The 23,559-nt window shown below is 61.2% G+C and carries 19 protein-coding genes; 5 read left to right on the top strand and 14 right to left on the bottom strand.

Annotation, left to right across the window (positions count from 1 at the left end; genetic code table 11):
- Positions 1-6: 6 nt before the first annotated feature.
- From PVW51_RS14280 to PVW51_RS14255, 6 genes are all read right to left on the bottom strand, one after another.
- Entirely contained in the window at positions 7-1,170 is a 1,164-nt protein-coding gene (locus PVW51_RS14280) for a M20 aminoacylase family protein (RefSeq protein ID WP_274575718.1), read from the bottom strand.
- An 18-nt stretch (positions 1,171-1,188) separates the two neighbouring features.
- A complete protein-coding gene (locus PVW51_RS14275) occupies positions 1,189-2,817 on the bottom strand; it encodes an ABC transporter ATP-binding protein (protein ID WP_274575717.1) in 1,629 nt (542 codons plus the stop codon).
- Entirely contained in the window at positions 2,814-3,704 is an 891-nt protein-coding gene (locus tag PVW51_RS14270; RefSeq protein ID WP_274575716.1) for an ABC transporter permease, read from the bottom strand. Before PVW51_RS14270 ends, PVW51_RS14275 begins: the two co-directional genes overlap by 4 nt.
- On the bottom strand, positions 3,701-4,645 hold the full coding sequence (locus PVW51_RS14265) for an ABC transporter permease (protein ID WP_269367484.1): 945 nt from the start codon (positions 4,643-4,645) through the stop codon (positions 3,701-3,703). Before PVW51_RS14265 ends, PVW51_RS14270 begins: the two co-directional genes overlap by 4 nt.
- Positions 4,646-4,716: 71 nt before the next feature.
- Entirely contained in the window at positions 4,717-6,324 is a 1,608-nt protein-coding gene (locus PVW51_RS14260; RefSeq protein ID WP_269367485.1) for an ABC transporter substrate-binding protein, read from the bottom strand.
- 109 nt (positions 6,325-6,433) lie between these two features.
- Positions 6,434-7,948: a M81 family metallopeptidase gene (locus tag PVW51_RS14255; RefSeq protein ID WP_274575715.1), complete on the bottom strand. Its 1,515-nt coding sequence runs from the start codon at positions 7,946-7,948 to the stop codon at positions 6,434-6,436.
- Between the two features lie 153 nt (positions 7,949-8,101).
- Between PVW51_RS14255 and PVW51_RS14250 the strand changes: the two genes are divergently transcribed.
- Positions 8,102-8,914 carry an IclR family transcriptional regulator gene (locus PVW51_RS14250; RefSeq protein WP_269367487.1) on the top strand — a complete coding sequence of 271 codons (813 nt, stop codon included), beginning with the start codon at positions 8,102-8,104 and terminating at the stop codon, positions 8,912-8,914.
- Positions 8,915-8,934: 20 nt separating this feature from the next.
- Entirely contained in the window at positions 8,935-11,232 is a 2,298-nt protein-coding gene (locus PVW51_RS14245) for a penicillin acylase family protein (protein ID WP_274575714.1), read from the top strand.
- Here PVW51_RS14245 and PVW51_RS14240 read toward each other — a convergent pair.
- The 8 genes from PVW51_RS14240 to PVW51_RS14205 form a co-directional block, all read right to left on the bottom strand.
- The gene (locus PVW51_RS14240) at positions 11,221-12,540 is read right to left on the bottom strand and encodes an ArgE/DapE family deacylase (protein ID WP_274575713.1); all 1,320 of its coding nucleotides are present in this window, start codon (positions 12,538-12,540) and stop codon (positions 11,221-11,223) included. The genes PVW51_RS14245 and PVW51_RS14240 overlap by 12 nt on opposite strands.
- Before the next feature lie 125 nt (positions 12,541-12,665).
- Complete coding sequence (locus PVW51_RS14235) at positions 12,666-14,288, bottom strand: dihydroxyacetone kinase subunit DhaK (protein WP_274575712.1); 1,623 nt, start codon at positions 14,286-14,288, stop codon at positions 12,666-12,668.
- Positions 14,289-14,299: 11 nt separating this feature from the next.
- Positions 14,300-15,295, bottom strand: coding sequence for an ABC transporter ATP-binding protein (locus PVW51_RS14230; RefSeq protein ID WP_274575711.1), 996 nt, complete (start codon positions 15,293-15,295; stop codon positions 14,300-14,302).
- Positions 15,288-16,385, bottom strand: coding sequence for an ABC transporter ATP-binding protein (locus tag PVW51_RS14225; RefSeq protein ID WP_274575710.1), 1,098 nt, complete (start codon positions 16,383-16,385; stop codon positions 15,288-15,290). The genes PVW51_RS14230 and PVW51_RS14225 overlap by 8 nt, the downstream gene beginning before the upstream one ends.
- Positions 16,386-16,389: 4 nt before the next feature.
- Positions 16,390-16,692, bottom strand: a complete 303-nt coding sequence (locus tag PVW51_RS14220) for a hypothetical protein (protein ID WP_274575709.1) — start codon at positions 16,690-16,692, stop codon at positions 16,390-16,392.
- On the bottom strand, positions 16,689-17,627 hold the full coding sequence (locus PVW51_RS14215; RefSeq protein ID WP_274575708.1) for a carbohydrate ABC transporter permease: 939 nt from the start codon (positions 17,625-17,627) through the stop codon (positions 16,689-16,691). The genes PVW51_RS14220 and PVW51_RS14215 overlap by 4 nt, the downstream gene beginning before the upstream one ends.
- The gene (locus PVW51_RS14210) at positions 17,624-18,571 is read right to left on the bottom strand and encodes a carbohydrate ABC transporter permease (protein WP_269367495.1); all 948 of its coding nucleotides are present in this window, start codon (positions 18,569-18,571) and stop codon (positions 17,624-17,626) included. Before PVW51_RS14210 ends, PVW51_RS14215 begins: the two co-directional genes overlap by 4 nt.
- Positions 18,572-18,694: 123 nt before the next feature.
- Positions 18,695-20,017, bottom strand: coding sequence for an ABC transporter substrate-binding protein (locus tag PVW51_RS14205; protein WP_274575707.1), 1,323 nt, complete (start codon positions 20,015-20,017; stop codon positions 18,695-18,697).
- 182 nt (positions 20,018-20,199) lie between these two features.
- On the opposite strand from PVW51_RS14205, the gene PVW51_RS14200 reads away from it, so the two are divergent.
- The 3 genes from PVW51_RS14200 to PVW51_RS14190 all read left to right on the top strand — a co-directional run bounded on the left by PVW51_RS14200 (position 20,200) and on the right by PVW51_RS14190 (position 23,520).
- Entirely contained in the window at positions 20,200-21,222 is a 1,023-nt protein-coding gene (locus PVW51_RS14200) for a LacI family DNA-binding transcriptional regulator (RefSeq protein ID WP_114276639.1), read from the top strand.
- A gap of 447 nt (positions 21,223-21,669) precedes the next feature.
- The gene (locus tag PVW51_RS14195) at positions 21,670-22,518 is read left to right on the top strand and encodes a hypothetical protein (RefSeq protein ID WP_274575706.1); all 849 of its coding nucleotides are present in this window, start codon (positions 21,670-21,672) and stop codon (positions 22,516-22,518) included.
- Positions 22,519-23,520 (top strand): hypothetical protein, encoded by a 1,002-nt coding sequence (locus PVW51_RS14190; RefSeq protein ID WP_274575705.1) that lies wholly within the window; start codon positions 22,519-22,521, stop codon positions 23,518-23,520.
- The last annotated feature ends 39 nt before the right edge of the window (positions 23,521-23,559 follow it).

Below are 23,559 nucleotides of genomic sequence, written 5' to 3'. Positions count from 1 at the left end.
GTCCTTTCAGTTGGCCAGACGGCGTTCGACGATACGCGCCATCACTGAAGCGCCGACGGGCAGAACTTCAGGATCGAGGAAGAAACTGGGGTTGTGCAGTCCGGTCGTGCCGGAGTGACCGATCCGGCAATAGGCACCGGGCACGACCTTGAGCATATCGGCGAAATCCTCCGACCCGGTGGCGGGTTCATCGGTGCCGCTGATGTTCTCGCGCCCCACGATGTCCGCTGCCGCTTCCATATAGGCATCCGACAGGTCGGCATCGTTCATCAGGACGTCAAAGATGTTGCGCAGATCGATGTTGATCGTCACGCCGTAGGCGGTGGCAAATCCGGCGCAAAGCTCGCGCATGCGGGTCTCGGCCAGTTGACAGACTTCGTCCTTGAAATAGCGGATGGTCCCCGCCAGCGATGCGGAGTCGGGCACCACGTTATATGCCGATCCGGAATGGATCTGCGTCACCGACAACACACAGGTGTCCAGTGGCGCAATATTGCGTGACAGGATTGTCTGCAGACTGCCCACCAGGTCGGAGGCAATCACCAGCGGATCGCGCGACTGGTGCGGCATTGCCGCGTGGCTGCCCTTGCCCTGTATGGTGATGTCGAAAAACGATGCCCCCGCCATCGCGGCCCCCTTGCAGATACCGACTTTGCCGGCCTCGCCATTCGGCATGTTGTGCATCCCGTAAATCTCGTCACAGGGAAAGCGCTCGAACAGCCCGTCCGCCAGCATCCCCCGCGCACCGCCCAATCCCTCTTCGGCAGGTTGAAAGATCAGCACGGCGGTGCCGGCGAAATCGCGGGTGGCGGCCAGATGCCGCGCTGCGCCCAACAGCATGGTGGTATGCGCGTCATGCCCGCAGGCGTGCATCACTCCCGGATTGGTCGAGGCATAGGCAAGGTTGGTTTCCTCGTTGATCGGCAGCGCATCCATGTCTGCGCGCAGCCCGATCCGGCGGACGCCTTCGCGGTTGCCCTTGATGATACCGACAACACCGGTCCCCGCGATGCCTGTGTGAATCTCGTCAACGCCATAGGCCTTGAGCTTTTCGGCGACAACACCGGCGGTGCGATGCTCGGTAAAGCCGATTTCGGGATGGGCGTGCAGATCCTTGAAGATCGCCTCCAGCTCGTCCGTGCTGTCGGCAATGATGGGCATGACATTCATGTGGTGGTCTCCATTGTGTTATTCAGCCGCCTCTGCAAAGGGGCGGAAGTTCGCGAAATCCCAATGCCGCCCGGGAGCGGCCTTGATCAGCGCCTTGGTGTAATCCTGCTGAGGCGATCCCAGCACCTGGGCGGCGGGGCCGTATTCGACAACCTTGCCGTATTGCATCACCAGAACATCGTCGCAGATCTGCGCTGCCACGCCGAGGTCATGGGTGATGAACAATATGCCCAGCCCCAGCCTTTCCTGAAGTTCCGCCAGCAGGTCCAGCACCTGCGCCTGAACCGAAACATCCAGCGCTGACACCGCCTCGTCCGCGACCAGAACGTCGGGGTCCATCGCCAGCGCACGGGCAATCGCGATGCGCTGCCGCTGGCCGCCGGAAAACTGGTGTGGAAAGCGGTTCACCGCGCTGGCGGGCAGGCCCACCAGTTCCAGCAATTCGCGCGCGCGCGCCAGCGCCTTGTCCTTCGGCACGCCGAAATTCAGCGGCCCTTCGATGATCGACTGGCCGATCTCGATGCGCGGGTTCAGCGAGCGCATCGGGTCCTGAAACACGATCTGGATGTTCTTGCGCTCGGGCTTCAGTTCCTTTTGCGTCAGCTGCGCGATATCCGTGCCGCCCACCCGGATCGCCCCCGATGTCGGGTCGATCAGCCGCATGATGCAGCGTGCCACCGTGGTCTTGCCCGATCCGCTTTCACCCACGATGCCAAGCGTCCGGCCCTTGGGCAGGCTGAAGGAAACATCCTGAGCCGCCTTGACCTCGCGGCCCTTGCGGAACAGCCCGCCACCGCCATAGGTCTTGCACAGGTCCGTCGCCTCCAGCACCACGTTGTCCGACGTCCTGGGCCGCGCCATGCGGGGCACCTGGCTGGGAACAGAGCGCAAGAGGTCGCGGGTGTATTCTGTCTTGGGACGGCGCAGGAGGTCGTCCAGCTTCTGCGTCTCCATCACCTCGCCCAGCTTGAGCACGGTAACATCATCCGCGATCTCGGACACGACACCCATGTCATGCGTGATGAACAACACCGCCGCGCCCTGTTCTTCTCGCAACTCGCGGATCAGACTGAGGATCTGCGCCTGTGTCGTCACGTCCAGTGCGGTCGTGGGTTCATCGGCGATCAGAAGCTGTGGCCGCATGACCAGCGCCATCGCGATCATGATCCGCTGGCGCTGCCCACCCGACAATTGATGCGGAAAGCTGCGGTACATCTTGTCCACGTCCGGCAGATGCACCTGCTCCATCATTTCCTTCACCCGGGTCTTTCGGGCGGATTGCGACAGGTCCGAATGGAACTCCAGCACTTCCTCAATCTGCTGGCCGACACGGGCGACCGGGTTCAGCGCCGTCATCGGTTCCTGAAAGATCATCGACATGGAGGTGGCCCTGAGCGCGCGCAACCGCGACTGCTTCGCCCCCAGCAACTCCTCCCCCTTCAGCTTGATCGACCCCGCAACGGGTTTCAGCACCGGCGGCAGCAGACCCATGGTCGCAAGTGCGGTCAACGACTTGCCCGAGCCGCTTTCCCCGACAAGGCAGGTGGTCTGGCCCGCCTCGATGCTCAGGTCCAGCCCCTTGACCACCTGGCTGTCCCTGTCGCCGTTCAGTGCGATCCGCAGGTCGGAAATTTCAAGAAGGCTCATCTTTCGATACCCCGTTTCGCCATGCGCGGATCAAGTGCGTCGCGCACCGCGTCACCCAGAAGGTTGATGGACAGGATGGTGATCGACACCACCAGGCCGGGCCAAAGCACGATGCCCGGGTTGATCTGGAAATAGATCCGCCCCTCGGCCATGATATTTCCCCAGCTCGGCGTCTCGGGGTTTATCCCCGCGCCAAGGAAGCTCAGGATCGCCTCGGTCAGGATGGCGCTGGCACAGATATAAGTGCCCTGGATGATCAGCGGCGCGATGGTGTTCGGCACCAGGTGGCGGCGCATGATGATCCAGGTCGGGGTCCCGGCGGCAATCGCCGCCTCGACATAGGGTTCCTCGCGCGCCGACAACACCAGCGACCGGACCAGCCGCACCACGCGCGGCACCTCCGGAATGGTGATCGCAACCAGCACGGTCCACAGGCTCGCGCCCCAAAGCGACACGATGGCGATGGCGAGCAGGATCGACGGGATAGCCATGAGCCCGTCCACCATCCGCATCAGCACCGCGTCGATCCAGCGGATGTAACCCGCCAGCAGACCCAGCAGCAGGCCCAGCACCACGGCAAAGATCGCCGCCGCCACCCCCACGACAAGCGAAATCCGCCCGCCATAGATGATGCGCGAGAACAGGTCGCGGCCATAGGCGTCCGTGCCAAGCCAGAATTCCTCGCTTGGCGGTTTCAGGCGCACCCCCGGCGTCAGGCGCACAGGGTCGTGCGGCACGATCCATTGCGCCAGCAGTGCCGACAGAACGATGATCAGCAGAATACCGGCGGCGATGGTGACCAGCGGGCCGGAAAAGACAATCTCCCGCGCGCGGGCCAGTGCGGTGACGCGGGCGGGAACGACAGAGGACGCGGATTGATCGGTCATGTGTAGCGGATCCTCGGGTCAAGCAGGACGTAGGCAATGTCGATCAGCAGGTTGATCACGACATAGATGAGAGAGGCGAGCAGGATCACCGCCTGGATCACCGGGTAATCGCGGCTCAGCACGGCATCGACCGTCAGCCGCCCCAGTCCCGGCAGGTTGAACACCGATTCCGTCACCACCACCCCCGAGATGATCAGCGCAAAGCCGATGCCGATCACCGTGATGATCGGCACGGAACAATTGCGCAGCGCGTGACGCATGAGCACCTTGCGTTCGGGCAGCCCCTTGGCCCGCGCGGTGCGCACGTAATCGTCACCCAGGATCTCCAGCATCGAGGTGCGCGTGATCCGTGCGATCAATGCGATATAGAGCAAGGTCAGCGTCACCGTCGGCAGGGCAATCCGGTGCAGGAATGGTCCGACACCATCGCCGATGGGTTTGAACCCCTGCACGGGAAACCAGCCGAGTTGCATGGAGAAAAGCGAGATCATCAGGTAGCCGATGACAAAGACCGGAACGGAAAAGCCCAGCACCGACAACAGCATCACGAAACGGTCGATCAATGTGCCCTGTTTCCACGCGGCAATGACACCCAGCGGCACGGCGATGAGCACCGACAGGATGATGGTGGTCAGCGCCAGGCTGATGGTCGGCTCCATCCGGTCCGCGATCAGGTTCAGCACCGGCTTTCCGGACAGGATCGAGGTGCCGAAATCGCCGCGCAGCAGGTCACCGATCCAGCTGAAGAACTGCACCAGAAGCGGATCGTTCAGCCCCAGCGAGTCGCGGATCGCCTCAAGCTGTGCAGGCGTCGCGGTATCCCCCGCGATGATCGCCGCCGGGTCGCCCGGGGTCAGTCGCAACAGCAGAAAGACGAAGAGCGCGACAAAGGCCATCACCGGGATCGCGGCCAGGATGCGCTGCACGATGTAGACAACCATCGGAAGTCCTTTCGGAATGCATTCGAATGAGGTGTCCGGCCCCGCGCGTTTGGCGCGAGGCCGGTATCGCATCAGTTCTTGCTGATGTTCCAGAACAGCGGCGCGGGCGCGTCCAGCACGCCCTCAAGGTTGTTGGACCATGCCGTCGGAACGAAGTACTGGCCGATCGGGGCATAGATGCCCTCCTCATAGGCCAGGGCCTGAATTTCCTCGGCCAGACCCTTCTGTTCTTCCAGCGTCGCGGCTGTGGCATAGGCCGTACGCAGCTCTTCCAGCTTCGGCACATCCGGCCAGCCGAACCAGCCGCCATCGGGTCCCTTGCCGTTGACCATGTTGTTCACCAGGGGGTTGAACACATCCGCGCCCACCCAGTTGGTCATGAACATGTGCCAGCCGCCATCCGCGATGGAGGCCTGCGACGCGCGCTTGCCGACCAGGGTCTGCCAGTCCATCGCCTGCAGATCGACGGTAAAGCCCGCGTCCCGCATCGCCTGCGCCACCACGACAGGCTGCGAACGCAGAGTGCTCACATCTGTCGGGTGCATGACGACGATAGGCGTGCCGTCATAACCCGCCTCTTCCAGCAGCGCCTTGGCCTGGTCCATACCGTTGCCCTGCGTCAGCGTCTCGGAGCCGACATCGCTGGCCAGCGGCGTATCGCAAACAAACATCGCGCCACATATCTTGTAGAGGTCCGGGTTGCCCACGAGCGCATCCAGAACGTCTTTCTGGTTCACTGCGGCAATGGCGGCCTTGCGGATTTTCGGATCGTCCATCGGCGCATTCAAAGTATTGGGCCGCATGATCGTCTGAAAGCCAAGCGCGTTGAGGTTCTTGACCGTCACATCGGGGTTGGCATCGAGGATCGGCAAAAGGTCAGAAGGCGGGCTTTCCCAATAGTCGATCTCGCCCGCCTGAAGCGCGTTCAACGCGGTCTGATCATCAGCCATCACGACCCATTCGACGCGATCCACCTTGACGACCTTGCCGCCCGATGCCCAGCTTGCCGGTTCGTCGCGCGGCACGTAGTCCTCGAACTTTTCATAGACCGCGATGACGCCGGGCTGATATTCATCCGCCACCCATTTGAACGGGCCAGAGCCGATCTGCTCCGGAATAGGCTCTGTAGAGGGCGTTTCCGCCAGCCGTTTAGGCATGATGAACGGCACGTTCGACGAAGGTTTCGCCAGGCTGTCGATGACCAGGCCGTAGGGTTCCTTCAGGTTGATGACGAACTGATTGGGGCTGTCGCCCTGCGACATGCTTTCGACAAAGGACATCAGCACCTGTCCCATTCCGTCGCGTTCGCCCCAGCGCTTGATCGACGCCGCAACGTCCTCTCCGGTGACATCTGCGCCGTCATGAAACTTCAATCCGTCGCGCAGGGTAAAAGTATATGTCAGCCCGTCTTCGGACACTTCGTGGCTGTCGACCATCTGCGGCTGCGGCACCAGATCGGAATCCAGCGCATAGAGCGTGTCAAAGATCATGTAGCCGTGGTTCCGGCTCATGTAAGCGGTGGTCAGGATCGGGTCCAGCACCCGAAGGTCAGAGTGCTTGACCGCGCGCAGCGTCTGCGCGTCCACGGCCCCGGACATCATGGCAAGACCCGCCAGCGCCGCAGAGAACAGGGACATGCGGAATCCGGTTCCCGATTTTGTGAAATTCAGCAGTTTCATTGGTAACTCCCGTTGGTTGGTGTCATCGCGAGGCTTTTGCCCCTGTTTTCGTTTCTTGATCTTCCTTGGCTATATCGTCGCTCCTTTCATCTGTCTGTGCCGCCGCAGGTCAGGCGGCAGTCGGTGCCTCGAAAACCCGCCCCAGAGGCTCCAGCCTCATGCCGGGGGCGAGGTTCCTGAACGGCAGGCTTGCCGGGCTGACCGGCATCGGGCCTGGCGCCGTACAGGTCAGGATCGTTTCTGCGATGCCGTCGAAATCGGCCCGAAAATGCACCGAGCTCTTGTTGACAAGTATCGCCTGTTGCTCCGGTTCGATCCCGACAAAGCGATACATCTCGCGATCGGCCATCTGCGCCTTGTTCGTGGTGACCACCACGCGCACGTCGCCGATACGCAGGCAGGCTGAGGGACCCATGTCCAGGGGCGCGCCGCCATAGAACGGTCCCTTCGCCACCAGTTTGCCGTCAGACAGGGCCTCGACCGTAAAGCGCCCCTCGAACGGCGTGTCGCCCGCAATGCCCGAGAAACCGCCAAGTGCGATTTCTATTTCGGCCCCCTGCCCCGCTTCGTGTGCTGCCGCTGCCGCGCGCGGATCGACCATATTGCCCAGGGCCGCCCGTTGCGCCCCCCGTGCGACCAGCGCGCGCAACATCCCCGTGGTGTTGCTGTCGCCCCCCGCGCCGGGATTGTCCTGCGTATCCGCGATCACCACCGGACGGCTTGCGTCACGGGCAATGCGCATCGCCTCGTTTACACCCGCCTCAGGCTCAAAGGTCTCTCCCGCCAGCTCCGGCTCCGCCGCCAGAACGGCCTGCTCTATGGCATCCGCCGCGCGATCGGCATCGGCTTGCGTTTCACCATAGCATATCACGGTCGGACCACAGCCGGGAAAATCCGCCGCCGGAAAGCCGAAGAAGAACGACGTGCTGGCCACGCCGCCACCCTCCTGTTCCGCGACCAGTTCGTAAATCCGCTGCCCCGGTTGCGCCCTTGTGCTCTGCCAGGCGATCGGCACCAGGAAGGGCAGCCGCCGGAACGCCGCGGCAAAGGGCGCCCCCCGCGCCATCAGCGCATCCAGTTGCGCCGCGGCCCGGTGCCCCGTCTCGGCCATGTCCACATGGGGATAGGTACGAAACCCCACCAGCACGTCGGCCGCATCCACCATATCCCGGGTGATGTTTCCATGCAGGTCGAGCGCTGCGGCAATCGGGACATGCGGCCCCACCACCTCGCGCAGGCGCTTGAGCAGCCGGCCCTCGCCATCATCCTCGTGTTCCGCCACCATTGCGCCATGCAGATCGATAAAGACACCGTCCAGCGCGCCGGCCCCCGCAATGCCCGAAACTATCTCGTCACTGATGCTTTCATAGGCATCTTTTGAAACATGGGCCGACGGTATGGCACCCGCCCAGAGGATTGGCACCATCTCCCAGCCCGCCGATTCGCCAAACTGGACCGCGCCGCCAATTCCAAGGTTGATGTCGCGCCCCTGGCTCAGAACGGCCTTCCCACGGGCCAGGGGCATGTAACCACCCCCCTGCACAAAGTCCGCCATGCGCGCTTTCGTAGGCGCGAAAGTGTTTGTTTCATGTAGAAATCCGGCCAGCGCCACGCGCTTTGACATCTTGTTTCCCCCGACTTGTGCTGACGGCGGTCCGACCTCGGCCCGCTTGTCCGTCGCCCACAGAAGTATTGCAAGACAATACAACTACATCGTATAGAAATCGTATGCCGCCGCCTTACCCGGCGTCAATGCCGCTGTGTCAGGAAAGCGATAATGTTCAGGAATACGATACGCGCCGAAACCGGCCGCTCCGCCAATCTGGAAGAGGAACGCGCCAGTCCGCTTTTCGTCCGATCCGTGGAAAAGGCGATGGCGGTGCTGTCGGCCTTTCACCAGACCGAAGGGCCCCTGACCCTCTCGGAAGTCGCATCACGTGCCGGGCTCGACCGCAGCGCGGCCCAGCGGATGGTCCATACCATGCGCGCCCTTGGCTACATCAGCCGCGACGCAAACGGGCACGGCTATGTCCCCGGCGTCAGCATCCTGGATCACACGCTCGATTTTCTGCGTCTGAATCCGCTGGTACGGCAGGCCACACCGGTCCTGCAGGAACTGCGCACCACGGTGCGCGAACGGATCGACCTGTCGCTCTTCGATGACCTCCGCATGGTCTATGCCGTGCGTCTCCAGACCAAGCGTCAGACCTTCAACGCCTCTATCGTCGGCCACAGCGTCCCGACATTCTGCACCTCCGGCGGGTTGGCCATCCTGGCCCGCCTGCCCGAAGACACCGCCCGCGATCTTGTTGCCCGCTCGGACAGGCGGCCCTTCACCCCGAACACGATGACCGAAATTGACGAAATCATGCAGGCTGTCGAACAGACCCGCGCACAGGGCTATGCGCTGGCACTGAACCAGATCCTGTCAGGCGAAATCGCCATGGGTTTTGCGATCCTCGACAGCAAGGGCGCACCGGTCGCCGCCATTCACATCGCAGGCTCGCTTGCCGAATGGACTCCCGAAGAGTTCCGCGCCCGCACCGCACCGCTTGGCCAGCAGGCCGCCCGCGCCCTCAGCAAGTACTGATCTTCCCCAGGAGACATCCCATGACAACGATCAAACTGCCCGGCCTCTCGGCCCCTGCCAGCATCTCAATCGACACATGGGGCATGGCGCATATCCGCGCGGAGACCCAGCAAGACGCATTTTTCCTCCAGGGGTTCAACGCCGCGCGCGACCGGCTCTGGCAGATTGACCTCTGGCGCAAGCGCGGGTTGGGCCTGCTGGCCGCCGACTTCGGGCCCGGCTATCTGATGCAGGACCGCGCCGCGCGGTTGTTTCTCTATCGCGGAGAGATGGATCGGGAATGGGCCGCCTATGGCGAAGATTCCCGGGAAATCTGCACGGCTTTCGCCGCAGGCATCAATGCCGCTGTCGATCTGGTGCTTGCGGGTGACCTGCCCCTGCCGCCCGAATTCGCCGAGTTAGGGACTGAACCGGCCCATTGGCTGCCCGAGGATGTGGTGCGCATCCGCACCCATTGTCTCGCCCGCAACGCGGCGTCGGAACTGGCGCGTCTGCAGGTCCATACCCTTGCCGACCCGGAAACCGATCTCTTGCGTGTGCCCCTGTCCCCTCCCGTGCCGGACAGCGAATGGGACGTCACAACCGACAAGCGCCTGCCTTCAGATGCGCTGGCGGTCTACGAGCTTGCCACGGCACCCGTGACCTTCCAGCGCGCCCGGCTTGACGCGACGCTGGAGGAGGCACCGCTATGGTCCAGTGTGGACGCGCGAAAGACCGTGCAGCGCGCAACACCACCCGAAGGCTCTAACAACTGGGCCATTGCGCCGGGCCAGACGGACACCGGTCGCGCCATCATGGCAAGCGACCCGCACCGCGCCCATGCCGCACCCTCCCTGCGCTACATGGTCCATCTCACCGCGCCGGGCCTCGACATAATCGGTGCGGGAGAGCCCTCTTCTCCCGGCATCATGGCCGGCCACAACGGCACCGCGGCCTTCAGCCTCACGATCTTCTGCGCTGATCAGGAGGACGTCATGGTTTACGACCTGACCGAGGACGGCAACGCCTACCGCTTTGGCACCGGGACCGAGGCGATCACCTGGGTGGAAGAGAAATTTGCGGTGAAAGATGCGCCGGAACAGTCTCTAACCCTGGGCTTTACCCGTCACGGCCCATTGGTCCATGCGCGGGACAATGTCGGCGTCGCTGTCCGCACTGTCTTTACCGATCCGGGCACGTCGCCCTACATGGGGTCTCTCAAATCCATGCGCAGCACCAGCGTGCCAAACTTCCGCAAGGCACTTGCCACATGGGGCGCGCCCTCGGTCAACATGGTCTATGCCGATACCACCGGCGATATCTGCTGGCAGGCGGCGGCCTATGTCCCGCGCCGCTCCGGCTGGCGCGGCCTGACCCCGGTGCCGGGCGATGGCCGCTTTGAATGGCAAGGATACATGACCGCCGAGGACCTGCCCGCCATTACCAACCCCGAGCGCGGCTTTGTCCATTCCGCGAACGAGATGAACCTGCCGGACACCTGGGATCACGATGCCCGGCCCGTCGGCTTTGAATGGTTCGAGGACGGCCGCGCCGACCGCATCGCCGATGTGATCGCCAGGGGTGGTGCCCGAAACGTGACCGACAATTGCGCATTGCAAACCGATACCTATTCGGCCCTGGCCGAAGAGCTTTGCGCGATGCTGCCCGCCAGCGCCCTCTCCCCGGCCCGAGGATTGCTGCAGGCCTGGGACGGCTATGCGCGGGCTTCTTCCGCCGCGGCACTTCTTTATGAGATCTGGTTGTCCCGGCACCTGCGCCCCGCCCTGCTGGATCGGGTGGCGGAGGATCCCGCCCTGCGCGCCCTTCTTGTTCCGGGCAGCGTGCCTACCGTCCTGCGCCTGCTGCGCGGCGATCTTCCCGGCCTTGCCGCCCGGGCAGCACCGGACCGCGATGCGCTTCTGGCCGACACGCTGCAAACCGCCTGGGATGAAGCCTGCGAAACCTACGGCAAGGACACCACCAAATGGCAATGGGGCGACCTGCACCAGGGCTATTTCAATCACGCGCTGACCCCGATCGGCGGCAAGCAGGATATCGGCCCCCTGCCGACCGGCGGGGCGGGTGGCACCGTGATGCTGGGCCACTACGAAGCGGCGGACTACCGGGTGACCATCGGCGCCTCGGTCCGCATGGTTGTGGACGTGGGCGCATGGGACAACAGCGTCTGGATCAACACGCCCGGCCAGTCCGCCCTGCCGGACAGCCCCCACTACGCCGATCTGGCGCCACTCTGGGCTGCGGGGGATTACGTGCCGATGCTCTATTCGGCGGAAGCCGTGGATTCCGCGACCAGATCCCGGATCAACCTAGTCCCTTAAGGGGTTCAAACCGCACCATTGCGCGATGAACAGCGCCAGTACCACCGTCAGCTTGCGGATCGATTCCAGTTCGACCCGTTCATCGAAGCCGTGAATATTCTGTGCTGTAGGCCCGATGCAGAAGGCCGGAATGTCATAGTAGAGACCATAAAACCGCGTATCCGTCAGCGCCGTCATCTTGTGCTCGGCGATCTGCGCGCCCGCACCCATGACCTGCGCGTGGGCCGCGCGCATCACCGCCAGCGCCGGGTCGGCGTCAGGGCCCAGCACGTATCCTTCGGCCTGGAAACCGTTCCAGATCACCTCGGGCGGGTTGTTGGACAGGAAAGGATGGTCGCGCGCCGCCCCCGACACACGGGCCTCGATCTCGGCCTTGGCAGCCTCCAGATCCTGCCCCGGCAGCACACCCATCCGGCAGTCGATGTCGCACCAGGCCGGCACGCTCGATGCCCAGTCCCCGCCCTCGATCTTGCCCGCATTGAAGTTCAGCGGATGCGGTACGTCATGATAGACCGGGTCCTGCGCCGCGCGCGCGTTCCACTCCGCCTCCATTTCTTGCAAAGCGGCAAGAATATCATAGCCCGCCATGATCGCGTTCGACCCTTCGCCCGCGACCGACACATGCACCGGCTTGCCCCGCACCCGCAGCCGAAACCAAAGTGCCCCCACCTGCGCGCGGTTGATCGTCAGGCTCGATGGCTCCGGCAGAACCGCGACATCGGCGCGGTAGCCCCGCTGCAGGGTCGAAAGCGCGCCAAGTCCCGTGCTTTCCTCCTCGATTACCGACTGGAAATGCACGGTCGCCGCAGGCTCGAACCCGGCGGCCTTGAGCGCATCCAGCGCATAAAGGGCGGCGACCGTGCCGGCCTTCATGTCTCCTGCCCCGCGGCCGTTCATCCAGCCGTTCTCGATCACCGGGTCGAAGGGGTGATACTTCCACATCTCGACCGGCCCGGTCGGCACCACGTCCAGATGCCCCTGCAGGATCAGCGAACGCCCTTTTGTCCGGGCACTGTGATGGCTGCCAACAACGCTGCGCGCGCGTGAAAAATCACCGTGGATCGGCCCGAACCCCGGCAGGTGCTCAAGGTCTTCCAGCCGGATCGTCCAGTCATCCACCTTGTAGCCCCGTTGCCGCAGCGCCTGCGCCATGAAATCCTGGGCGGCACCTTCCTCGAACCTCAGGCTCGGGATTGCGACGAAATCCGCCAGAAACCCGACCTGGGCCTCGAACCCCGCATCGACGGCTTTGGTGATCCGCTCCAAAGCGCCATCCGGCAGTGGAAGGGGTGTGCTGTCCGTGGTCATTGAAAGCTCCTGCAATCGGTTTCGCCCAGACTTGGCCCATTACAGAGCCGCGTCAATCGCCCAGATCGTCTTCGGCTTCAATCTCCGTCACGTCCTGACCGGAACCAGGCAAGGAAAGCACGATGTCAGGTCGCGAGCTGTTCAAAAAGCCGCGCAACCGCCTCTGCCCCCGGATCCACGTGACCGTCCAATTGTTCGGCACTGATGTAGGAGGCCCGCCCCGCCTTTGCCTTCGTGATTGTCGCGGTATGAGCCGCACCGCTCCGCGCGGCGACGGCAGCATCGGCAAGGCCCTTGGCTTCCAACTCGTCCAGCGCGGGCTTCAGCGCATCGACCATGGTGCGATCGCCGATCTGTGCGCCCCCGATCTTCTGCATGCGGGCCAGGCCCTCCTTGAGTGACGCGATCATGCCAAGCCCGCTCGAAGCTGCGTCCCCCGCAGCGGTAAAGAAGATTGCCAGCAATACGCCGGAGGACCCGCCCATCGTCTGGCTCAGTTCCTGACCGATGGCCCGGAAAAGCTGCGTATGATCCGCCAGCGGCATCCGGTCCAGCGCGTCGATCAGTGCCCGCGCCGCGCCTGCCAGTGTCGAACCGGTATCGCCGTCCCCGGACTTCGCGTCGAGCGCGTTCAGGTCTGCCTCCGCCGCGATCAGAACCTGACAGCATTTGGTCAGGAAGGCGGCCGTGTCCTTGTGCTGTGACGGGATCGGCTGGATCGGGCGCAGACCGTCGGGCAATTCCACCACGGAAACGGGTTTGATCGCCTTGCAGCCGGGCCACGCCGACGGGCTGCAAGGCGCGGCAAGCAATGCCTGGTCCTCTGCCGAATATGCATAAACAGAGACTGAAAACCCCCGCATGTCGAGCGAGGTCATCAGCGATGCAGGCCCCACGATCAGCTTGAGGTTCTTGCCAATATCCGATTGCGTCAGATCATTGGCCAGGATCGACATTTCAAGCACCGAGGCACCGCCAAGGTTGTTCAACAAGACGACATGGGGCTTGGATTTCATGACCTTTGCCAGCTTTTCGGTGACGGCAGCAACCGCCTGCCGCGCGTTCTGATACGCGATCTGCTGAACCCCGGCCTCCCCGTGAATACCCAGTCCCAACTCTGCCTTTCCCGCGCCGATGCGGTTTTCCTTGGGTGAACCGGGCACGGTACATGTGTCCAGGGACATGCCGATGGTGCTGGTTCCGGCAATGACCCGCTCGGCTGCCGAGGTGATCTTGTCCAGCGGTTCACCGCTTTCGGCCAGGGCGCCCGCAATCTTGTGTACGAAAAGCGTACCGGCAACGCCCCGCGGCTGCGGAAGATCGGGCAGCGCAATGTCGTCATCGACTATCACCATGTTGACCTTGAGCCCGAAAGCCCGCGCCCGTTCTGCCGCGAGGCCAAAGTTCAGCCGGTCGCCGGTGTAGTTCTTGACGATCAGCAGGCATCCGGCCGGGCCGGTCACCGCCAGTATACCCGCCAGCACGGCATCCACGGAGGGGGATGCAAAAACATCCCCGCATACCGCAGCCGTCAGCATCCCCTTGCCAACGAACCCGGCATGGGCAGGCTCATGGCCCGACCCGCCCCCGGACACCAGCGCCACTTTTGATTTGTCCCAATCCGCCCGCACCACCACGCGGATGTGCGGATAACCGTCGAGACGGGCCAGTTCGCCACCAGAAGCCTGCAGAAGCCCGTCGATCGCCTCGGTGACGGTTGCTTCCTTTTCGTTGATGAATTGAGCCATGGTATCCTCCCTCAGGCCAGACGAGCGCCGGACGCGTCAAAGTAAAAAGGTTTCTCGGGCCGAATCTTGACCCGATCTCCCGGTTTCAGCTCTGTGTGCGCATCGGTCACGGTGACGATATCGTGCGATTTGAAACGCAGGTGCAGTCGTGTCTGGTCGCCCAGTCGCTCGACCCGCTCGACGCGGCTTTCCTCGCCATCGCCCTGGCGGATCTGTTCCGGTCTCAGCCCGATCATCTTTGCCCCCTTCGGCGCCCCGCCGAATACCTCTGCGGGCAGCACGTTGATCCGCGGCTGGCCCAACCTGCTTGCCGCGTAGATGCTGACCGGCTGTTCGTAGATTTCGCGCGGTGGGCCGAACTGCACCAGGCGCCCCTTGTCCAGCACACCCACATGTGTGGCCATCGTCATCGCCTCGATCTGGTCATGGGTCACATAAAGCAGCGTTGCGCCGGAATCGGCCTGAATGGACTTCAATTCAACCCTCAGATCGGCACGCAGCTTGGCATCCAGCGAGCTGAGCGGTTCATCCATGAGGAACACCGCAGGATCGCGTACCAATGCACGCCCGATGGAAACCCGCTGCATTTCCCCGCCCGAAAGCGCGGTCGCCTTGTTGTCCAGCTTGTGGGAGATTTGCAGCATCTCGCCCACCTCACCGACCTTGCGGTCGATCTCTTTCTGCGATGTCTTCAAGATCGGGGATTTCAGGGGGAATTCCAGATTCTGCCGGACCGTCAGATGCGGGTAGAGCGAGTATTGCTGAAACACCATCGCCACGTCACGCTGGGCCGGCATCAGCCCGGCCATGTCGCGCCCGCCGATCATGACCGTCCCGAGATCAGGCGTATCAAGCCCGGAAACCATCCGCAGTGTCGTCGTCTTTCCCGCGCCCGTGGGGCCAAGCAGCACCACGAATGAGCCATCGGGCACTGTCATCGTGACATCACTCAGCGCGACATCATTGCCAAATCGTTTGGTAATTCCCGTCAAGGTGACCTCAGCCATGGTCCAGCACTCCTGCATTGGCTTGCGACCGCAGTGCGCGACCTTCCTGCTGGTCGAACAGCGTGATGGTCCGCGCGTCGAACCGCAGGCCTGTGGTTGTCCCCACGTCCACCCGCGCCGCGCTGGCGACGCGGGCCTTGAGGGGCCCGTTGGCCGTGTCCAGCGTCACGATCTGGGTGGTCCCGAGATATTCCGTCGCCATCACCCGGCCCCGGTACGGCGCGTCACCATCCAGGGTCACATGCTCGGGCCGAACGCCCAGCGTCAGTTTCCCCTTGGCCCCCTCAAAGCTCGGGGGAACCTTCACCTCGACATCGTTCAACCGGACCTCATCGCCACCGGCACCGATCACGCCTTCGAAATCGAGAAAATTCATCGGCGGCGAGCCGATGAACTGTGCCATGAACCTGGTCGCGGGCCAGTCGTAGATGTCCTGCGGCACCCCGAACTGCTCAATCACACCATGGTTCATGACCACGATCTTGTCGCCCATTTGCATCGCCTCAAGCTGATCATGGGTCACATAGACAGTTGTCGCCTTCATCCTGTCGTGCAAGGCGCGCAATTCCTCCGACATGCGTTCGCGAAATTCGGCATCCAGCGCGCCAAGCGGCTCATCCATGAGAAACGCCTTGGGGTCGCGCACGATGGCCCGTCCCAGGGCCACCCGCTGACGATCTCCGCCCGACAGGCCGCCCACGGGCCGGTCCAGAATATCGGTAACGCCAAGGATTTCGGCAACCTCCTCGACCTTGGCCTTGATCCTTGCCCTCGGCATCCCCTGGCTTTTCAGCGGATAGCTGATGTTGCCCCGCACGTTCATATGCGGGTAGAGCGCGAACATCTGGAAAACAAAGGCGATGTCCCGCTGGCTCGCCGGTTTCTGTCCCACCTCTTCGCCGTCGATGAAAATGCGCCCCGAAGTGGGCAATTCCAACCCTGCCATCATGCGAAGGGTCGTGGTCTTGCCGCAACCCGAAGGCCCGAGAAGCATGAAGAACTCGCCGTCCTCGATCGTGAAGGTCGAGGACTTCACCGCATTGAAGCTGCCGAAATCCTTGCGCAGGTTCTCAATCCGTATCTGTGCCATGCGACTACTCCGGAAAATGGCTGACGATGATGAACATCACCGTGCCTGTCAGCGTGACGATGAACGAATAGGTGTAGAGCCCCAGGAAGAATGGCTGCATCAGCATCACCACCCCTGCCGCGATCAGGATCGTCGCCAGCATTTCCCAGGGGCCGCGGAGGAATATCCGCGCGGCGGGATGCGCGCGATACCCTTCGTCCGGTTGCCCGCGCGTATCGGTCACTTCCGGCTTCGGGGTGCCTTTGTGCTCACGCTCCATCTGGGCTTCGGTCAGGCTCTCGTCGGGGTCGAAGGGTGAATTGCTCATTTGCGAACGGCTCCGAATGTGATCCCGCGCAGCAGGTGCTTGCGCAGCAGGATCGTGAAAATCATGACCGGGACGAGGAATATCGTCGCCCCCGCTGCAACAGCGGGCCAGTCCTTGCCGGAGGTGCCGATGATGGTCGGGATGAACGGTGGTGCCGTCTGTGCCGTGCCCGATGTCAGCAGCACCGCAAAGGCATATTCATTCCACGCAAAGATCAGGCAGAATATTGCGGTCGATGCGATCCCCGTTGCCGCCTGCGGCAGCACCACCTTGTAGAATGCCTGGAACCGCGTGTAGCCGTCGATCAGCGCCGCTTCCTCGTATTCCACGGGGATCTCGTCGATGAAACCCTTGAGAAGCCAGACCGACAGAGACAGGTTCACGGCTGTATAGAGCAGGATCATTCCGAGGTGCGTATCGTTCAGGCCGAGGTTCCGAAACATCAGAAAGATCGGGATCGCCACGGCAATTGGCGGCATCATCCGCGTGGACAAGATGAAGAACAGAAGGTCATCCTTGAGCGGCACCCGGAAGCGGCTGAACGCATAGGCGGCGGCAGTGCCAAGGATCATGCAAAGCGCCGTCGATCCGAAGCCGATGATGATGGAGTTCAGGAACCGCTCGCCGTAGCGCGACGCACCGGTGATGACCGTGCCCTGATCCCGCGCGATCTGCTCGTACCAGGTTTCAGGCGGGCCTGCGGCCTCCAGCATGTCGCTGGTCGCGCGGGTGCGGTCCGTGAACAGGTTCACATAGCCTTCGAGCGTCGGCTCGAATACCACCTTGGGCGGATATGCGATGGAATCCGGTCCCGATTTGAAGCCCGTCGCGATGATCCACAGCAGCGGCGCGATGGTAATCAGCGCATAGCAGACGACCAATATACCGGCGATCCACTTGATGCCCTTGCCAGGTTCCGTGATCGAATAGCTCATCGTTCTTTCACCTTGTTCAATGCCTTGACGTAGATGGAGGCGAGGCCGAAGACGGTAACGAACAGGATCACCGCATAGGCCGAGGAATAGCCCGTGCGCCATCTTTCGAAGGCTTCCCGCTTCAGGTCGATCGACGTGAGCGTCGTGGTATTCCCCGGGCCGCCCCCGGTCAGCTGCACCACCAGGTCGAACATCTTGAAATTCTCGATCCCGCGGAACAGCACGGCCAGCATCAGGAAGGGCAGCACCATCGGCACCGTGATTGTCCAGAACTGCCGCCATTTGCTGGCCCGGTCGCATTCGGCCGCCTCATAGATGCTGTCAGGAATGGACCGCAGCCCGGCCAGACAGATCAGCATCACAAAGGGGGACCACATCCAGGTATCCGCGATAACGATGGCCCAGGGCGCAAGATTCACGCTGCCGATCATCGAAAAGCTCGCCGGGTCGACCCCGGTGAAGAACGCGACTACGTAGTTGAACAATCCGATTTGCGGTTGGTAAAGGAAGGTCCAGAAGTTCCCGACCACCGCGGGCGACAGCATCATCGGAAAGACGATGATCGTGGTCCAGAGGTCGTTGCCCTTGAATTTCTTGTTGATCAGGAAGGCCAGGAAAAAGCCGATCAGGACCTGGAACACGATGGTCCAGAACAGAAAATGCGCCGTTGCCTGCATCGTGGCCCAGATGTCCGGATCGGTCAGGATCCGTTCATAATTGCGCAGACCGACCCATTCGACATCGCGGTTCGGGCGGTTCACGCGGAAATCGGTAAAGCTGAGCCTGATCGTCCAGATCAGCGGAAAGATATTTACGGCCAGCAGCAGAAAGATTGTCGGAGCCACGAAAAGCCATGCGATGCTGCGATCGGACAGACCCTTTATGCGGCGGGCCACGGTCTTGGGCGTGGCTCGGGCGAGCTTGTCGATGGAAGTGTCTGTCATTGATCCTGTCCTTTGACGCGCGGATAAGTCGGGCGTCCAGATATCCTCGGCATAGGCATCCTGACGGCCCGCCGGGCCGCCAGGGGCGGTCAGCCCCCCAAAGGGAACCGACGGGGAGGAGCCCTATATTTTGCCTTCGTCCTCGAACACTTCGGTCCAGTCACGCACCAGACCGTCAAGCGCTTCCTTCGCGGTGCCGTCACCAGCCACCACGTAATTGTGGACACGTTCCTGCATCGCCAGCAGCAGATCCGCATAGGCCGGTTCCGCCCAGAAATCTTTCACGATTGCCATGCTGTCGAGAAAGGTCTGCGCGTAGGGCTGGCTCTCGGCGAACCCCGGATCTTCGACCACAGCGCGCAGCGCCGAGTAACCGCCCAGTTCCCACCACTTTGCCTGAATCTCGGGCTGCGCGAACCACTGGATATATTCCAGCGCCGCATCCTGTTTGTCCGAATAGGCCACGACAGAAATCCCCTGCCCGCCCAGTTGCGCAAACTGGCCCGCAGGCCCTGCCGGATTGGGGAAATAGCCCGACTTTCCGCCGCCCACGTTCGGATCGGCTTCGACACCTGGCCAGATGAAGGCAAAATTCATCTGAAGCGCCACCTGGCCTGATTTATAGGCATCGATATTCTCGCCCATGTACCAGTTGGACGAGCCCGGCGGCGTCGCGGTGTCATAAAGATCCTTGTAGAATTCCAGCGCTGCAACGGCGCCATCGGAATTCACATAGCCCTCCAGGTCATAGGGCTTGTCCGGATTCTCGTACATGAACCCGTAGTTATAAAGCGCATTGGTCACCCCCATGGTAATCCCTTCCGAGCCACGCTCGGTATAGATCGCGGCGCCGTAAACCGTGGTGCCGTCAATGTCCCGGCCCTGAAAGAACTGCGCAATCTCCTTCAGCTCTTCCAGTGACGTCGGCACGCCAAGCGCGCGGCCATATTTGGCCTTGAACGCCTCCTGCAGTTCCGGGCGTTCGAACCAATCCTTGCGATAGGTCCAGCCAACGACGTCCCCAAAGGCCGGCAAGGCATAATAGTTCGGCGTGTTCTTTGGCCATTCCGCATAGCCGGTGACAGTTGCCGGAATGAAATCGGCCATGTCGATGCCATTGGCCTCGAAGAAATCATTCAACTTCACGTAATGACCGTTCTCGGCACCGCCGCCGATCCACTGGCTGTCGCCGATCATCAGGTCGCACAATTGCCCCCCTGAATTCAGCTCGTTGAGCATCCGGTCCGCAAATGAGGTCCAGGGCACGAATTCAAAATTCATGGTGTGACCTGATTCCGCCTCGAAATTCCTGGACAGTTCGACCAGGGCATTGGCCGGGTCCCAGGCAGCCCAACACAGCGTCAGATCCTCGGCCAGGGCCGAAGTCGCGGCAGAGCTTGCGATAAGTGACGACAGGACAGCTGTCGTCAGGTGTTTCGTCTTCATTTCGAAATCCTCCCAGTTTCATCGCCACGGCCCTCCTGCCGCGACTTAACTCGCCCGAGCGTAAATGAGGTGCGCACCTCAAGGCAAGAACTATTTGAGGTGCGCACCTCATTTAGCTTGTGATTTCCTCCAAAATTGTCAAAGATGGGGTGGTTATCCTATGAAATCAGAGCTTTGACAGAATGAGACCAACGATAAAGGACCTGGCCAACGCTGCAGGCGTGAGTCTGGCGACCGTGGACAGGGTGCTCAATGGCCGGTCCGGCGTACGGGAAAAGACCGTCAAAACTGTCAATGACGCCATTGAAAGAATCGGGTTTCAACGGAACCAGGTCGCCGCGACGCTGGCGCGGCAGAGAGGATACAGGTTCGTATTCGCCCTACCCCGATCAGGCGATGAATTCCTGATGGAGATCATAGACCGAATTGCGGAATTCGACAGCGCCAGCCGTGCTGAGATGATCGAGGCGGATGTCATTCGAATTGATGATCAGGATCCGCATGAGGCTGCGCGCAATCTCTCGAACCTGTCCGCAGAAGATGTCGACGGCGTCGCCATCATGGCGCCCGAAACCCCGCAGATCCGCGACGCCCTGCTGAGGATGAGAGAACGTGGCATCCAGACGATACCGCTCGTCGCCGACCAGCAGGACGATGGCGAACATGGCTTTGTCGGCATTGACAACAGGGCAGCAGGGGCAACCGCAGGCCGCTTGATGGCCCGTTTCATCGGGAACAAGGAAGGGTCTGTTCTTGTCCTGACCGAAACCACCCAGGCGCGCGACAGCCTCGAACGCAGGCTTGGCTTCGATGGGATCATCAATGCGGAATATCCGAACCTGAAGGTGCTTCCGACCCTTGAAACATACGGGGATCCGGACCGGACGGAAAACATCCTGCACAATGCAATCCGAACCCACAGCGACATCCTGGGCATCTACTTCATGGGAGTGGAGGCCCGCATCCCGCTGGAAAAAGGGCGCCGCGCCGGTGTCATCCGGGATCGTGTGACGATAGCCCACGAACGCACACCCTCAACGGAGCTGGCCCTGAAAAATGGTGAACTGGACGCCGTGATCCATCAGGACCCCGGGCATCTGGTGCGCAGCGCAATCAGGATCCTGCGGGCAAAATGCGAAAACCGCGCCACCCTCGCGTCGCAGGAACGCATACGTATCGAAGTGCTCATTCTCGAAAACCTGTGATTGGGAACGTTTCATTAGCCCATGTGGGCCACAGGCATCACAATGCGTCCATAATCTCACGCAGCCAGCCGGGTAAAACCGTGAACAAAGGCGATCTCGCCCAGGACACCTGGTTGACTGTGCTGATCACCTCCAACCTTTGTAATGTCGCATTTGCAGATCGCAGGGATCAGAGGCCTTGCCGATAGCCGTGCAGCCTTTTCAAAGTGGCATGGTCACTCTCGGCGCGGATAAGGTGACGCTCGGCCCGCCTGAACAGCGCCAGATTGCTTGGACTTGGTTACAAGGACACCTACCGCCAGGTGAGATGCGTTGCAACTTGACGATGCCGTCCAGGAAATTTGGGCACTTCATGGTGAATGCTCAGGTGCCGATTCTGGTGGTCCTTTCCCGCATGGTCTTATAACATAGCATGTGCAAAATCATATCGGTCAGCAAGGCAAAAGAGTGTTTATTTACAGTGCATTTGATGAAGACATAGAGACACCGCTGTACCACGCTGAGGCGATGATATCCGCATTCAGTTTGAGGCAACACAGCGAAGAACCAATTGTCTTACACTCGAATTCACGCGTGTTGGCGGACAGATTGGCGGAGCCTTCCTGGTCACCATTCTCTGAAGTGATTGTGACCGATGTGCCGCGCGACCATCCCAAACTTCAAAAGTTGGAGGCCATCGCTGCGTCACCTTTTGAGAAGACAGTATTTCTGGACACAGACACTTTCATCTTGGGTGATCTGGCAAGAGTATTTGATTTTGGGCCCTTTGACATAGCCGCGTGCCAGCCGCCATACCGCCAGAGCGTTGGCAGTATGGACGCCGCGGTCAAGGAAGAATGGAGCAGGCGCTGGAAACTCAATTCTGGTGTGGTGTTCCTGAACGGCAGCCAGCGCGATGTCATGGACAGTTGGCTTGCCGACTACAAAGACCGCCTAACATCCGCTGACCACCCCGGAAAAGTGATGGATCAGCCTTCGTTCCAGCAAGCGTTGATGAAGCATCAGCCAGATATTTTTACGCTCCCCAACAACTACAATTTTCGTCTGTGTTTTGGCGGTTACCTCAGTGGAGCCTGCTTTGTTGTGCACACCCGCGCAGGCGTTTCGATCCGACCCGTGATGCAAAACCTTAATGACCTTGAAGCGATCGGGGCGTTGATTGACAAAGTCGCCTCGATCAATTCTATTTTGGTCGGGGTGTCGTTTCCCACCATGGCGGACCTGACGATGGCTCAAGAGGACCTGCACAAAATGCAATTTGTACGCAATGCCGTAGGCAAAAAAGTTGACGGCTGAATGAAGCGCATTGTCCTTCATATTGGATCGGCCAAAACAGGGTCCACATATATCCAAAAACGCCTGCGACTTGATGCAGACTACGTCCGGTCACGAGGCATATTTGTGCCTGTTCTGGACGAAGTGAAACGCATTGCGGGGAATGCCAAATTGCTTGCGGCCTGCCTGTCCAAGGAACGGACCTATGATTTCAAACGTGCTTTTCCAAGGATTGACCCGACAGTTCTTGACCCGCAAAATCTAGTGGACCGGTTGTTGGCGAATTGGCAGCCCGACAATGAAACGGTCGTGCTGTCCGCCGAAGACTTTCGCCATTTTCACGCGCAAACCCTAAAGGAAATGCTGCCACAAGACGTTGAAGTGACGGTCGTCTTGTTCATTCGAAGGCAGGATCACTGGATTACTTCACTTTATAGCCAATGGATCAAAACCGGAAGTTTTTGCGGCAGCATGTCCGACTTTCTGGCTACGTTAGAAGACCCGACGACGCTCCGATACCGCGCGCCAGACTGGTTCAGGGACTATGAAGTCTGGATGCAACATTTCGGGTCCTGCCAGATCGTTTTTTTCGATGAAGCGCGTGACGACTTGCTAGGCAGCTTCCTGACCGCGGCACAGCTGCCCGATTTACCCGACTTGCCCCAGATTGACCCCCAACAAGTCAGGCTGAGCGGGCATCAGATCGCTTATATTCTTGAAGCGGGGAGGCGTTATTCCGGGGACGCCTACCACGCCCGCAGGATCATCGCACGCAATACGCCGCCAGAAGAGGCAGTTAAGCTTCGGCTTCTTTCAGACGTGCAGCTGGCGAAAACCAAGAGTGACTATCAACCATCCAACGAAAAGTTATTGGCAGCGTTGGCGCGCCAAACGGATGACCCTCTGCTCGACATTCCAACAACCTTAAGCCCAGGCATGACCTTGGCGCAGGTTTGGCAGTCAGAAAAATATGAAGCATATAAAACGGACTGCGAACTATCGCTGGAAGCTACGGGGAAATAACGCTTGGGCCTAGAAACAAACAATAATGGCAGCGGCGCG

Source organism: Sulfitobacter sp. PR48 (genome assembly GCF_028807335.1).
Classification (GTDB): Bacteria; Pseudomonadota; Alphaproteobacteria; order Rhodobacterales; family Rhodobacteraceae; genus Sulfitobacter.
This window is presented reverse-complemented; position numbering and strand designations above follow the sequence as displayed.

What these genes read in the sequence shown, in the direction of transcription:
- PVW51_RS14280 (WP_274575718.1), bottom strand. Translation starts at nt 1,170, where the DNA reads ATGAATGTCATGCCCATCATTGCCGACAGCACGGACGAGCTGGAGGCG.
- PVW51_RS14275 (WP_274575717.1), bottom strand. Translation starts at nt 2,817, where the DNA reads ATGAGCCTTCTTGAAATTTCCGACCTGCGGATCGCACTGAACGGCGAC.
- PVW51_RS14270 (WP_274575716.1), bottom strand. Translation starts at nt 3,704, where the DNA reads ATGACCGATCAATCCGCGTCCTCTGTCGTTCCCGCCCGCGTCACCGCA.
- PVW51_RS14265 (WP_269367484.1), bottom strand. Translation starts at nt 4,645, where the DNA reads ATGGTTGTCTACATCGTGCAGCGCATCCTGGCCGCGATCCCGGTGATG.
- PVW51_RS14260 (WP_269367485.1), bottom strand. Translation starts at nt 6,324, where the DNA reads ATGAAACTGCTGAATTTCACAAAATCGGGAACCGGATTCCGCATGTCC.
- PVW51_RS14255 (WP_274575715.1), bottom strand. Translation starts at nt 7,948, where the DNA reads ATGTCAAAGCGCGTGGCGCTGGCCGGATTTCTACATGAAACAAACACT.
- PVW51_RS14250 (WP_269367487.1), top strand. Translation starts at nt 8,102, where the DNA reads ATGTTCAGGAATACGATACGCGCCGAAACCGGCCGCTCCGCCAATCTG.
- PVW51_RS14245 (WP_274575714.1), top strand. Translation starts at nt 8,935, where the DNA reads ATGACAACGATCAAACTGCCCGGCCTCTCGGCCCCTGCCAGCATCTCA.
- PVW51_RS14240 (WP_274575713.1), bottom strand. Translation starts at nt 12,540, where the DNA reads ATGACCACGGACAGCACACCCCTTCCACTGCCGGATGGCGCTTTGGAG.
- PVW51_RS14235 (WP_274575712.1), bottom strand. Translation starts at nt 14,288, where the DNA reads ATGGCTCAATTCATCAACGAAAAGGAAGCAACCGTCACCGAGGCGATC.
- PVW51_RS14230 (WP_274575711.1), bottom strand. Translation starts at nt 15,295, where the DNA reads ATGGCTGAGGTCACCTTGACGGGAATTACCAAACGATTTGGCAATGAT.
- PVW51_RS14225 (WP_274575710.1), bottom strand. Translation starts at nt 16,385, where the DNA reads ATGGCACAGATACGGATTGAGAACCTGCGCAAGGATTTCGGCAGCTTC.
- PVW51_RS14220 (WP_274575709.1), bottom strand. Translation starts at nt 16,692, where the DNA reads ATGAGCAATTCACCCTTCGACCCCGACGAGAGCCTGACCGAAGCCCAG.
- PVW51_RS14215 (WP_274575708.1), bottom strand. Translation starts at nt 17,627, where the DNA reads ATGAGCTATTCGATCACGGAACCTGGCAAGGGCATCAAGTGGATCGCC.
- PVW51_RS14210 (WP_269367495.1), bottom strand. Translation starts at nt 18,571, where the DNA reads ATGACAGACACTTCCATCGACAAGCTCGCCCGAGCCACGCCCAAGACC.
- PVW51_RS14205 (WP_274575707.1), bottom strand. Translation starts at nt 20,017, where the DNA reads ATGAAGACGAAACACCTGACGACAGCTGTCCTGTCGTCACTTATCGCA.
- PVW51_RS14200 (WP_114276639.1), top strand. Translation starts at nt 20,200, where the DNA reads ATGAGACCAACGATAAAGGACCTGGCCAACGCTGCAGGCGTGAGTCTG.
- PVW51_RS14190 (WP_274575705.1), top strand. Translation starts at nt 22,519, where the DNA reads ATGAAGCGCATTGTCCTTCATATTGGATCGGCCAAAACAGGGTCCACA.